This window comes from Rufibacter radiotolerans (assembly GCF_001078055.1).
GTDB lineage: Bacteria > Bacteroidota > Bacteroidia > Cytophagales > Hymenobacteraceae > Nibribacter > Nibribacter radiotolerans.
Genome location: NZ_CP010777.1, coordinates 2,654,668 through 2,667,126, shown reverse-complemented (window position 1 = coordinate 2,667,126; position 12,459 = coordinate 2,654,668). Strand labels below are relative to the sequence as shown.

At 53.2% G+C, this 12,459-nt stretch carries 13 protein-coding genes; 9 read left to right on the top strand and 4 right to left on the bottom strand.

Features of this window, described 5'->3' with window-relative positions; genetic code table 11:
* Positions 1-264: 264 nt before the first annotated feature.
* Both TH63_RS11095 and TH63_RS11090 read right to left on the bottom strand, forming a co-directional pair.
* Positions 265-2,169, bottom strand: a complete 1,905-nt coding sequence (locus TH63_RS11095) for an ABC-F family ATP-binding cassette domain-containing protein (protein WP_048921000.1) — start codon at positions 2,167-2,169, stop codon at positions 265-267.
* A 129-nt stretch (positions 2,170-2,298) separates the two neighbouring features.
* Positions 2,299-2,700, bottom strand: coding sequence for an SPW repeat domain-containing protein (locus TH63_RS11090; protein ID WP_048920999.1), 402 nt, complete (start codon positions 2,698-2,700; stop codon positions 2,299-2,301).
* Between the two features lie 157 nt (positions 2,701-2,857).
* Here TH63_RS11090 and murI point away from each other — a divergent pair, with 157 nt between their 5' ends.
* From murI to TH63_RS11070, 4 genes are all read left to right on the top strand, one after another.
* Positions 2,858-3,673 (top strand): glutamate racemase, encoded by an 816-nt coding sequence (gene murI / locus TH63_RS11085; protein ID WP_048922768.1) that lies wholly within the window; start codon positions 2,858-2,860, stop codon positions 3,671-3,673.
* Positions 3,674-3,751: 78 nt separating this feature from the next.
* Positions 3,752-4,381: a hypothetical protein gene (locus TH63_RS11080; RefSeq protein ID WP_076606644.1), complete on the top strand. Its 630-nt coding sequence runs from the start codon at positions 3,752-3,754 to the stop codon at positions 4,379-4,381.
* Positions 4,382-4,544: 163 nt separating this feature from the next.
* The gene (locus tag TH63_RS11075) at positions 4,545-5,726 is read left to right on the top strand and encodes a glutathionylspermidine synthase family protein (RefSeq protein ID WP_048922767.1); all 1,182 of its coding nucleotides are present in this window, start codon (positions 4,545-4,547) and stop codon (positions 5,724-5,726) included.
* Positions 5,727-5,818: 92 nt separating this feature from the next.
* Positions 5,819-6,355 carry a flavodoxin family protein gene (locus TH63_RS11070; RefSeq protein ID WP_076606467.1) on the top strand — a complete coding sequence of 179 codons (537 nt, stop codon included), beginning with the start codon at positions 5,819-5,821 and terminating at the stop codon, positions 6,353-6,355.
* On the opposite strand, the gene TH63_RS11065 is transcribed toward TH63_RS11070, so the two are convergent.
* Together TH63_RS11065 and TH63_RS11060 are read right to left on the bottom strand one after the other, a co-directional pair.
* Positions 6,348-6,950, bottom strand: a complete 603-nt coding sequence (locus TH63_RS11065) for a DUF1801 domain-containing protein (protein ID WP_048920997.1) — start codon at positions 6,948-6,950, stop codon at positions 6,348-6,350. The genes TH63_RS11070 and TH63_RS11065 overlap by 8 nt on opposite strands.
* A 77-nt stretch (positions 6,951-7,027) precedes the next feature.
* Positions 7,028-7,753 (bottom strand): hypothetical protein, encoded by a 726-nt coding sequence (locus TH63_RS11060; protein ID WP_156180549.1) that lies wholly within the window; start codon positions 7,751-7,753, stop codon positions 7,028-7,030.
* A 246-nt stretch (positions 7,754-7,999) separates the two neighbouring features.
* Here TH63_RS11060 and TH63_RS11055 point away from each other — a divergent pair, with 246 nt between their 5' ends.
* The 5 genes from TH63_RS11055 to TH63_RS11035 all read left to right on the top strand — a co-directional run bounded on the left by TH63_RS11055 (position 8,000) and on the right by TH63_RS11035 (position 12,415).
* Positions 8,000-9,103: a complex I subunit 1/NuoH family protein gene (locus TH63_RS11055; RefSeq protein WP_048920995.1), complete on the top strand. Its 1,104-nt coding sequence runs from the start codon at positions 8,000-8,002 to the stop codon at positions 9,101-9,103.
* Between the two features lie 4 nt (positions 9,104-9,107).
* A complete protein-coding gene (locus TH63_RS11050) occupies positions 9,108-9,722 on the top strand; it encodes a NuoI/complex I 23 kDa subunit family protein (protein ID WP_048920994.1) in 615 nt (204 codons plus the stop codon).
* Between the two features lie 27 nt (positions 9,723-9,749).
* Positions 9,750-10,385, top strand: a complete 636-nt coding sequence (locus TH63_RS11045) for a hypothetical protein (protein WP_156180547.1) — start codon at positions 9,750-9,752, stop codon at positions 10,383-10,385.
* 62 nt (positions 10,386-10,447) lie between these two features.
* A complete protein-coding gene (locus TH63_RS11040) occupies positions 10,448-10,786 on the top strand; it encodes a hypothetical protein (protein WP_048920992.1) in 339 nt (112 codons plus the stop codon).
* A gap of 348 nt (positions 10,787-11,134) precedes the next feature.
* Complete coding sequence (locus TH63_RS11035; RefSeq protein ID WP_048920991.1) at positions 11,135-12,415, top strand: replication-associated recombination protein A; 1,281 nt, start codon at positions 11,135-11,137, stop codon at positions 12,413-12,415.
* Positions 12,416-12,459 lie beyond the last annotated feature (44 nt).

Below are 12,459 nucleotides of genomic sequence, written 5' to 3'. Positions count from 1 at the left end.
AAGCCAGAGGTTGAAAACATATTAAAACTAAAGCAGTTGGGCCTGGCAGATTTTACTCTTGCCAGGCCCGACTGCTTTAGTTGATCTCTATTAGATAAAAACTTGGGAGGAAACCCGTTTTAAGCCTGTTTTCCTGAAAGTAAGCCAAAAACAGAAACTCCAACTTAAGTAAAGTACCCTAAGGCAAGAGCAGCGTTTTAAGCCTGTTTTTCAGAAAACAGGCTTAAAACGCTGCTCTTGTGTATCATCCCCAATAGCAGATGCTTAGATAAACACAGCAAGTTCCAGCCAGCGTTCGGTTTTGCTTTCCAGGGCGTGGTCCACTTGTTGAATTCTTTCGGCAATCTCGCTTAGGCGCACGTGGTTGGCCTCGCCGGCGTTCATCTCTGCCACCAAGGCTTCCTTCTCGTGCTCCAGGGCCGCAATTTCCTTTTCTAGGAACTCGTATTCCTGCTTTTCCTTGAAAGAGGCCTTGCGTTTAGGCGTAGCGTCTGCGGTTGGCGCAGCAGCCGGAGCCGGGGCGTTTGCGGCGGCCTGCGCAGCTTTCAGGGCGGCTTTGTATTCCTCGGTGCCCTTCAGGCTTTCGCGTTCCTTGAGCCATTCGCGGTAATCTGTGTAGTTGCCCGGGAAGTCACGCAGGTGGCCGTTCTCCTCAAACACGAACAAGTGCTCCACCAAACGGTCCATAAAATATCTATCATGGGACACAATCAAAAGGGAGCCACCGAAGTTCAGCAGGAAGTCTTCCAGAATGTTCAGGGTCTGGATGTCCAGGTCATTGGTAGGCTCATCCAGGATGAGGAAGTTGGGGTTCTTGATGAGGACGCGCAGTAGTTGAAGACGGCGTTTTTCACCACCGCTCAGCTTTTTTACAAACGTGTACTGCTGGGCCGGGGGGAACTGGAAATGCTGCAGGAACTGGCTGGCAGTAATTACCTCGCCGTTGCCGGTTTCCACTACTTCGGCTACCTCTTTTACCACGTCAATCACGCGCTGGTCTTCATTGAAGGTGAGCTCGTTTTGGGTGTAGTACCCGAAGACGGTGGTCTGGCCGGCTATGATCTCGCCGCTGTCTGGGGCCAGGCGGCCGGTAAGCATATTCAGGAACGTGGTCTTGCCTGCACCGTTCGGGCCCACAATGCCCACGCGGTCCTTCTTCCGGAACACGTAGCTGAAGTCGTCCAGCACTACTTTCTCCCCGAAGCGCTTGCTCAAATGGTCAATTTCCAGGATCTGGTTGCCCTGACGGGTACTCTTCACGGAAAGCTCCAGTGATGTGCGGGTGTCTTTCTGGGAGGTTTTCTCTTTCAGGTCATAGAAAGCGTCTACCCTTGATTTAGACTTGGTGCCGCGGGCGCGGGGTTGTTTGCGCATCCAGTCCAGCTCCTTTTTCATCAGTTGCTTGGCTTTGCCCATCTCGGCGGCATTGGCTTCCTCCTGCTCGGCTTTTTTCTCTACGTAGTAGCTGTAGTTTCCTTTATAGGTGTAGAGCTGGCCGCGGTCCAGTTCGGCAATCTCGTTGGCAACCTGGTCCAGGAAGTACCGGTCGTGGGTTACCATCAAAAGGGTGGTCTGCTCAGTGGTGAGCAGGTTCTCAAACCACTCAATGGTCTCCAGGTCCAGGTGGTTGGTAGGCTCATCCAGAATCAAAAGATCAGGCTCTTCAATCAAGACCCGGGCCATGGCCACGCGTTTTTTCTGGCCACCAGACAGGTGCTCTACCTGTACGTCCAGGTTCTGGATGCCCAGTTTACCCAGGATCTGCTTGGTGCGCACCTCGTATTCCCAGGCGTGCAGGTTTTCCATGCGCTCCATCACCTCGTGCATCTTGTTGTCTGAGGTGTTGGGGTCGGCTATGCAGGCTTCATAGTCCCGGATGGCGTCCAACACCTCGGTCTGCCCAGAGAAGATGGCTTCCTGCACAGACGCTCCGGCCGGGAACGAAGGCTGTTGCCACAAGAACCCTACCCGTATGCCTTTACGCACGCTCACAGAGCCGTTGTCTGGTGGCATAGAACCGGCCAGTATCTGGAGCAAGGTGGTTTTTCCGGTTCCGTTTGCGCCAATGAGGGCTATGCGCTGCCCGCGGTTTATGCCAAAGGTAAGGTTCTGGAAAAGCCAGCGGTCACCGAAGCTTTTTGAGATAGAGTCTGCTGATAGGTAATTCATGGCACAAAGGTACGCAAACCAAAAAGCGCAAACCAGAACCAGCGCCAGCAAAAACAGAAGACAATAGAAAAAGGCCAGGATTACTCCCAGCCTTTTCTATTGTCTTCCACTAATTTAAGTTATTTTACCTTAATGTGGTTGGTGAATGCCTCCGCCTCTGTACGGATGACGGGTGTCAGTGCCGTGTTCTGGCACCACACGGGTGATCATGGCTTCCAGCACAATCATAACACCTACTACCAGGTGAGGTAAATAAACGTATTCATCAAAATTGAAGATCCAGGGAGATGCCGCCAGGAAAACCCCGATCAGGTAGTCCATGGTCAAGTGCATGTTCATAGAAAGCATTTTAAACATGCCCACCTCAAAGTTAGTCATCAGGGCCTGTAAGATAATAATGGCACCTACAATGATAGGAACCCAGGTTTCGGCACCGCCGCGGTCAAAGTCAAGAATAAACGGAGCCGCAATCAATAACATACCCACCAGGTAATCTATGATCCCGTGGGCGCGGGTTGATAATATTTTCATTTTTTATCCTCCTATTTTAGTTTCAACTTGTATGAACTTTTACGTTTTTGAAATAGAGTTGTTTTGGTGAGGTGCAGTTTGGTTTTGTATTTTAACAATATGGGTACTTTTACGGAGGTAAGGGGTAAACCCTGATTTTTTGAAATAAAAGAGCATGATGAAAGCGGAAGATTGGGAACGCCCTATTGGAATTTTTGATAGCGGTATTGGCGGTTTAACCGTGGCCAAGGCCATTAAAAAGCATTTGCCCCTGGAACAACTGGTCTATTTTGGCGATACCGCCCACCTGCCGTACGGCGATAAATCTACGGCGGCCATACAGGCGTATTCCATCAAAATTTGTGAGTTACTGCTCAAGAAGAATTGTAAGATTATTCTTATTGCGTGCAATTCCGCCTCGGCGGCGGCCTATGAACTGGTGCGCGAATACGTGGGCAGTAAGGCCCTTGTCCTGAACGTGATTGACCCGGTGGTGGCCTACGTGGGCGAAAGGTTTGCCGGAAAAACTATCGGGTTGATCGGGACCAAGCAGACGGTGCTTTCTAATGTCTATGAAAAAAAGATAGACGACCTGGACCGCCACATCCAACTCAAGTCACTGGCGACGCCCTTGCTGGCGCCCATGATAGAAGAAGGCTTCTTTAACAACACCATCTCTGAGAGCGTGATTCAAACCTATCTTTCTGACCCCGCCTTAGACGGAATTGAGGCACTTATTCTAGGCTGCACGCATTATCCTTTAATCAAAGACCAGATTGCCACCTTTTACGGCGGAAGCGTGGAGGTGCTGGACGCCTCGGAACTGGTGGCCCGTCATGTGGGGCAGGTGCTGGCCAAAAACGGCATTGCTGCGGAGCGCCTGCTGGGACCTCCCCACTTCTACGTGTCTGACTATACGGTCTCCTTTGAGGCCTCCACGCAGCTTTTCTTCCAAGAGAAAGTGCATCTGGAGCATTACCCGCTGTGGGAGTAGGAGCAGGGCAATCATTCGTGTCTGTTTTTCGTTTACTTTTACAAAAACATGCCTGAAACGGCTATCGTATCCCTGACTATGAAAAAGCGCTATTTCCTTATTGGTGATTTCTCCCGCAACGTGCTGTTGGTGAGCGCCGCCGCCTGCCTTGGGCTATCCTCATGCTCAGATAACCGCTCGGCTCAGAATGAAGCCTCCACGGAGTGGAACTCCGGCGAGACCGCCCCGACTTATACCCAGGGAATGATTACCGAGATGACCGAGGTGAACCCCGAGGAATGGAAGATCACCGACGAGCGCCCAGCGCCGGCCGGTCAGGTAATGGCTATTCTCAAGCACAATGACGGCAAGGTAGACACCCTGCAAGGGTTGGAGCTGGAGAAGCGCATGCAGCAATACAGCCAGGCCAACCCCCAGAACGGGTCTGGGTTCAGTATGATGAACGTGCTCATGTGGAGCAGCATTGGCTACATGGCTGGCCGCATGCTGTCACCCAACCGCGCCTACTACGCCAACCCCAACACCATCCAGCGCAACGAGTCCTGGCGGCAGCAAACCACCGCCGAGCGGTCCAGGGGCGCCCAGGCGTTCCGGGGAACCACCGGCGCGTATAGCCGTCCGGCGGCTTCGGGCAACGTGCGTTCTTCGCGCCCCACCAACAGCCGCTCTGGCACCTTTGGCGGGAGATCTGGCGGGTTCGGCGGATAAGCCCGGGCTTAGTTTCCAGTAAAAGCTTAAGGCTCCTTAGATATTCTGGGGCTACAATCCTGTTTTATGCAATTTCTGTTTTAAGGCTGTTTTCGTGAAATCAGCCTTAAAACGCTGTTTGATTTTTCCTTCCCACAACCAGATTCTTTTAAATTTCCAGCCTATGTCAGACGCTGCCCTTTCCGTAAAATTGATGCCGCACCACGGCGATGTCACCAACATGGTAAAGCAGATGGGGTGGGAGTGGGTAGTGGAGGAAGAATGCCAGACGTACCTGTCAGGGGAAGCAGTGGTGCTATCCCAGGCGGCCGCTGATGACCTGCTGGAGGCGGCCAACACCCTATACCAGATGATGGTGGAGGCGGTGCCCGAAGGCCTGCCCGAGGAATTCATGCGCAAGATTGGCATCCCGCCCAAATTGTGGAAGGCCATGCGCCATTCCTGGGAAGATGACCGGCACTGGCATTTGTACGGCCGCTTTGACTTCGCGCAAACGCCAGAAGGTATTAAACTGCTGGAGTTCAACGCCGATACCGCCACCTCTATTCCGGAGACCGCCGTGGTGCAGTGGGCCAGCCTGGCCGCCGCAGGCAAGAATGAAAGCCAGCAGGCCAACGGGCTCTATGAAGGGTTGGTGGAGCAATTCAAGACCTGGCAAGGGCTGAACGCCGAACTGGAGCCGGCCTTGCTGCTGGTTTATCTGGGTGGCAACAAAGAAGATTATACGAACTGTGAGGTATTGGCCGAGGCCGCCCGCGAGGCCGGCTTTGAGACCCATATCTGCGCCGCCGATGAGATGGAAGTCTCTACGCTGGGCGCTGAACGCGGCATCTGGGCCCAGACAGGGGCAGAGCAGTGGCGCCGCTTCCCGTTCCTCTTCAAGCTGGTGCCCTGGGAGCTGCTGGCAGAGTTGGAGCCCGCGCTCTGCGCTGATATCATTGAGTTGCAGTTTAGCCGCACGGTCATCATTGCCAACCCGGCCTATTCCCTCATTTTCCAGAGCAAAGGCTTCCTGGCCTGGCTCTGGCAACAGTTCCCGTACCACCCGCTCCTGCTCCGCACTGAGTTCACGCCCTTTGAAGGCAAGGCCGTGGAGAAACCTTTCTTCGGCCGCGAAGGCCAGAACATAGAGGTGCGGGAGAACACAGATGTTTCCTCTACCATCGGTGAGTACCACAGCCAGCCGCGCATTTACCAGGCCTGGGCCGAACTGCCCCAGGACATCCAGGGCTACCGCTACCAGGCAGGCGTTTTCTGGGCCGGCGAAGGCTGCGCCATCGGGTTTCGGCGGGAACGCGGCATCATCACCAACCTATCGCAGTTTGTGGGGCACGTGGTGGAGTAGCTAAAACCCGGTACTTTTAAGAAATAGATAGATGGAGTAGACGAAACCAAAGCAGGGATAATGGGTAGAAATAAAGGCTAAACTTCTCCTTTATGACTCTAGAACCTAAACCACTTATCCTGCAGGCCAGCGCCCGCAAAGACAGTGATACCCATCGTTTGTTGGAAACCGTTTTCCAGGACACACCTCATAAGCTATTGGACCTACTCGATTACCATATTGCGCCCTTCCGCTATGAGAACGACTACACGCCCGATGATCAGTTCCTGAAAATCATAGAGCAGGTAACGCAGCACCAGGTCATTATCATGGCCACGCCCGTGTATTGGTATGCCATGAGCGGCCTCCTGAAAACATTCTTTGACCGGCTCACCGATGTGGTGACGGCGCACAAGGACCTGGGCCGGCAACTACAGGGCAAAACCCTGTTCCTGGTGGCCGTTGGCTCAGATTCTGAACTGCCCGATGGCTTTGAGGTACCCTTTAAACTGACGGCCAAGTACCTGAACATGAAATACGGCAGTAGTTTGTACGGTTCCACCGAGGAGGTGGAGACCAGCATCTTCCACGTAGGCGACCACCGGGAGTTCCTGCGGGAAATAAAAGACGCCTTGCAGGAGATCAGCTGAATTTCTTACCCTCCATAATCCGGTCTACGGTTTTTAGAATGCGGCTATCCCTCGTTTCCTGGCGTTTGGCTTCGGTGACCCAGCGCACGTATTCCTTGCGATGCGTGTAGGCCATCTGCTCAAATTTGTCTAGTTGCTGGGCCTGGGCGAGGGCCAGTTTCAGGTCTTCGGGTATTTCAATTACGCTGCGTTCCGTGGATTTGGCAGACTTATCTGGTTTTACGTGCGTGGCGGCTATAACATATTCTGCCACCTGTTTCTCATTTACCTGGCCAGCCTCTGTGAACCTGATGGTGCGCATGTTTTTGGCGTCAAGGCCGGTAGTGAAAAGGCCATAGGTATCTGGCACCTGTACCCCCTGGAAGAAGGTGAGGTTCACATGCTGTTTGTGCACACTAATGGCACAGACCATGCTTGCGCCCGCTTTCTCATACACCGGAGTTCCCCATTTCCAGGAGGCCTTCAGGTCTGGGTCTGCGGTGGCAATGGCCTCTCTCAGTTTCTCGCAGATAGGCTGCGCATAAGCCGGGCCGTGGGTGAAAAAGACTTCAATTTTTTCTTCCTGCTGGGCGGGCGTCAGTTTAACGGTGGCCATTTTGGTGTTAGATTAATAATTGGAGAAAGGTTTACTTCGTTTCAAGGCTGTTTTCCGGAAACCTGGCATAAAACAGGTTACCAGCGGGCGGCGTTAAATCCGGCTACCGTGAATATATCTGCAGGCAAAGCGTTCGGGAATTTCATGTTGTAGTACACTTCCCGCATGGTGCGTCTGCCATTGAGGGAAAAGGTGAGGTTGGTGGCAATCCAGTTGTCTTGTAGTTTCTGGTAGCCTTTCAGGTCCACCACGGTTCTGTTTTCCCCGGTTTGCCTTACTGTCTGTAGTAGCCAGAGCTTCTTTTGGTCAATGATGAAATGGCTGCCTTCGGGGTTGCCTACCACATACACGTTCTTGTCTTGCCAGCTGGTTTGCCGGGCCAGGGAAAGGTCAATGCCTGCTTCCTGCAGCTGGGCCACTGTGCGCGCTACCGGCTGGTGGTACACGTCAAAGGCCAGTACCAAAAGTTCATGCACGCGGCGCCTCCGGCTTTGCAACACATTGTCTTTGAAAACGAACTGGCTGTCCTGGGCATAGATGGCCCCGTTACCGGCCGAGAAATCGTCAAACTTGATCACCAACTTGCCCGGGAAAACAATCGCCTCGTGCCATACCTGCACCGTGGAGTCCTGGGGGCTTTTGTACAGTACCGCGGTCTGGTCAAACGTGAAATAAGGGTCAAACTTGCCCGCGTATTTCCGGTGCATTTTGGCTATTACGTCTTGGCCGGTAAGGGCAGGGGCCTTGGCCGAACCAACGGTATTCCAGAAGAAAAGCAAAGGCCAGAGAAGGTGTAGGAGCATAGGAGACAGGTTAAACCAGAGGCCTAAATTAAAGAGTATTTCCGGACCATAAAACACCAGAAGAAAATGGCGAAACAACTAGGCAAGGCGCCTTCCTCTTTTAGAAGATGCCATGGGGTTTCGGAGAGTTTTTTTTAGGCCTTTATTTCTAAAAAGACCCTGAAAACGGCTTTTAAAACCATTATCCCGTAGCTAAAAACAAATAGCTAAATTAAGTACCTTTGGTCAGAACAATCCTTTGAGCGCATGCTGGCGTTGCCGTTTGTCATATTCCTGATTCTGGGCGTGGTGGTAATCATCTTCTACGCCGAGCGGAAGCTGTCGGCCTTTATCCAGGACCGGCTGGGGCCCACTGAGGCCGGGCCGTACGGCACCCTGCAGTTTGCCGCCGATATCCTCAAGCTCCTCCAGAAAGAAGACATAGTGCCGGCCGCCGCCGATAAGTGGCTTTTCAAACTGGCCCCGCTGGTAATTTTCGCGGCGGTGCTGGCGGGGTTTGCCGTGGTGCCGCTCACCCCAACCCTTATTCCCTCGGGCACCTCGTTGGGCCTGTTCTTTCTACTGGCCATTGTGTCTCTGGATGTGGTGGGGCTCTTGATGGCGGGCTGGGGCTCCAATAACAAATATGCGCTGCTGGGGGCCATGCGGTCGGTGGCGCAGATTGTGTCCTATGAGATTCCGGCGGGGCTGGCGATTCTAAGCGTGGTGATCATCAGCCAGAGCCTTGATTTGCAGGAAATCAGTTTTCAGCAGGGGCTGCACCTGCGGCAGTTTCCCGGGTACGGGCAGGAGACCAATTACCTGTTCGGGCTGAAGGCCTGGGGAGTGGACGTGACGCAGGTGGGTGGATTCCTGACCTGGAACATTTTGCGCATGCCGCTGCTCAGCATTGGGTTTGTGATTTACTTTATTGCGTCGCTGGCCGAGTGCAACCGGGCGCCCTTTGATATTCCGGAGGCGGAATCTGAGCTGGTGGCGGGTTTTCACGTAGAATACAGTGGCTTCCGGTTTGCCGCGCTATTCCTGGCCGAGTACGCCATGATGTTGCTGGTGAGTTTGGTGGCCGTGGTCTTGTTTCTAGGCAGCTGGAACACGCCTTTCCCCAACCTGGGCCCTGTGCGCCTGGCCGACTGGACCACGGGTGCCTTGGGGAGTTGGAGTGGGCATTTATGGGCGTTCTTCTGGTTGGTAGGCAAGGCGCTGGTGCTAATGACGGTGCAGGTATGGCTGCGCTGGACCTATCCGCGGCTGCGCGTAGACCAACTCATGCACCTGTGCTGGAAACTGCTGACCCCGGCGGCGCTGGTGTTAGTATTGCTGGCGGCGGTGTGGCGTTTATTCATGATTTAACCAAATGGGCAAAGAAACAGGCAGCTTACAAAGACGAGGCTTTTGGCGAAATGCGCAATCGCTCTGGCAGGGCATGGCGCTTACGTTCAGGCACATGCTTCAGGCCAGGCGCCGGCGCGCTCCCTTGGATATCGCGGACCCCAACTACTTCGCGCATCAAACCGGATTGGTGACCCTGAAGTACCCCTATGAGACGCTGCCTGTACCCGAGAACGGCCGCTACCGCCTGCACAATGAGATTGACGACTGCATTGTCTGCGACCTCTGCGCCAAGATCTGCCCCGTAGACTGCATCACCATTGAGTCTGTCAAAGCCACCGAAGACATAGGCGAAACCTCAGACGGCACTAAAAAACGGCTCTTCGCGCCCATGTTTGACATTGACCTGGCCAAATGTTGTTACTGCGGACTCTGCACCACCGTCTGCCCTACCGATTGCCTGACCATGACCAAGGTCTATGACTTCCCGGAGGTGGACATCAAAAACATGATCTACCATTTCACGGACCTCAGCCCCGAGCAGGCCGAGGAAAAGAAGCGCCTCTGGGCCGATCAGCAGGAGGCGGTGGCCAAAGCAAAGGCCGAGGCCCTGAAAGCCGGGCAGCAAAAAAAACCGTAGCAGACCCAGCGCAACATTCCAGGTGGTATGAAGGACAACCATAAAAAGGCAGAAACGGCAAAGTCAAAAATCCTAGCCATAGGGGCTGTAGGAATAGCGTTGATTCTGCTTCAGATGTGGGCAAGTTACCGGTATGAGCCCCGCTCTGCCTTTGCCCAGTTTCTGCTGGAGGGCCACCTGCTTCTATTGCTGCTGTTAATGGTTTTGGTATTCCTGTACATTGAAGGTATTTATTACCTGCTGATGGTAAAGCTGAAGAAATCTACTCCCTTGCTGATATACTCAGACGTGCTGCTCTTGCCGGTGGGCATCGCCTTTTTCCTGAGTTTAAAGTTTCTGGGTGATATAAAAGAAGACCGCATCATTTACCGCTCGTCGCAAAACCCCAGCGAGAAACTGGTGGCGCAATACTATGAAACCGGCGTGACCAGAACGCCCCGGTGGCGGGTAATCCAAGTAAATGATCTGCCCTCCGAACTCAGGAGATTTCACAAAACGCATTTGGATTTGAATACCGTAAGCGGTGCAACCCAAAAGGTGGTGGGGGAAAAACAGATGGACTTTGCCCGCATCCCTAAAAAGCTGGTGTATGAATACCAAACTTACCTGCTGGAACAAACCCATCTGTTTGATGGCCGCCTTATAAAGGAAGCAACAAAGTAGCGTTTTAGGCCTGTTTTCTTTAAAACAGGCCTAAAACGGGAAGGAGGAAAGAATATAAGACAATGGAAACAGAAGCAGTTTTGGGCAACAACAAAAACCTGAAAAAGGCGAAAGCCCTTTACCGGGCCATTCTATATTTAACGGCCTTCACCATTCTCATGGCCCTGCTGTTGCCTGCTCTTAAGCTGGAAGGGACCATCAGAGATTTGACCATCAGTTTGCCTGCCTTGCTAGCCGTTTTCATTACTCCCGTGGGGTTCTTCTTCCTGATAAAAAGCTACCGGGCAAAGGAGCCCTATAAAAAGCAAAAGCTCTTGTACCTGGTAGGCTACGGGTTCTTTATCACGCTGTTTGTTTTGTTTACTTATGCCGTAGCGGTAGACATAGCCAAGTTGCTGTAGCGTCTCTTAGATATTTCCTTCTTTCTCCGTGAGTATCTTAGCCGTCTGATGGATACTTCCATTATCTGCTGTAGGCCTTCCCAAGAATCAGTGAGGCTAGCGCCTCGCTAAAGTTTCAAACTTCCATACTTTTCAGAGCCGGGCTGACACCTGAACCAGTTATTTGTTTAGGACCTGTTGGCCCTGCACCTAAGAAAGGCAATTGTCTTTCTATGAACCCTTGGCAATTGCTCCTCCGTTTTGAGCCCATTTTCCGGAAAAGAGGCATAAAACGGAAAGCAATTCAAAGTATCTTCGTGGCAGCTTTCCCCGTTAGTGGGATAATACCTTTTCAGAGCCTTTCTTACCATGTTCCAAACCACCAAAGCCCCTTTGCCGGAGCGCATGCGCCCGCACAACCTGGACCAATACGCCGGGCAGCAACACCTGGTAGGTCCCAATGGGGTGCTGCGCCGCTACATTGAGGCCGGCATGGTACCTTCCATGATCTTCTGGGGACCGCCCGGCGTGGGCAAAACCACCCTGGCCGGAATCATTGCGGGGCAACTTAAGGTGCCGTTTGTGGCCATGAGCGCCATTAACGCCGGCGTGAAAGACATACGCGATGTGATTGACCAGGCCCGCAAGCGCCAGGGCACGGTGCTGTTCATAGATGAGATCCATCGGTTTAATAAATCGCAGCAGGACGCGCTGCTGGGGGCGGTGGAGAAAGGTACTGTGACTTTGATTGGCGCCACCACTGAGAACCCCTCATTTGAGGTGATTCCGGCATTGTTGTCCCGCTGCCAGGTCTACATTCTCAAGTCATTGGAGAAGAAGGAGCTGGTGGAACTGGTCCAGAAAGCCTTGACGGAAGATGAAATCCTGAAGAACCACGAGATAGAAATTGCCGAGTACGAGGCCCTTTTGACCATCTCCGGCGGCGATGCCCGCAAGCTGCTCAACCTGCTGGAGATAGTGATTGACGGCAGTTCCTCGGGCTCCAAGGAGAAGGTGGTAATCAACAATGAGTTGGTGAAGCAGATTGCCCAGCAGAACCTGGCTCTGTATGACAAAGGCGGCGAAGCGCACTATGACATCATCTCGGCGTTCATCAAGTCCATGCGCGGCTCAGACCCCAACGCTACTATTTACTGGCTGGCCCGCATGGTAGAAGGCGGCGAAGATCCTAAATTCATTGCCCGCCGCATGCTCATCATGGCCTCTGAAGACATCGGCAATGCCAACCCTACGGCTATTATCATGGCCAATGAGTGCTTCCAGGCGGTTAACGTGATCGGGTACCCCGAGTGCGATATTATTCTGGCCCAGTGCGCCATTTACCTGGCCACCTCGCCCAAGAGCAACGCCGCCTACAAAGCCATCCGGACGGCCCGGGCCATGGTGCGGGAGCAGGGGAGCCCGCCGGTGCCGTTGAACCTGCGCAACGCTCCCACCAAGCTCATGAAGGAAATTGGCTACGGCAACGAGTACAAATACTCCCATGACTATGAAGGCAACTTCGTGGCCCAGAATTTCCTGCCAGACGAGTTAAAAGGCACCGTCTTCTTCAACCCCGGCAACAACGCCCGCGAAAACGAAATGCGTAAGAATTTAAGAAACCAGTGGGGCGAGTGGTACGGGTACTAGGTATTGAGTGATTGAAAGAATAAAGATTTTGCAGGACACTGCTT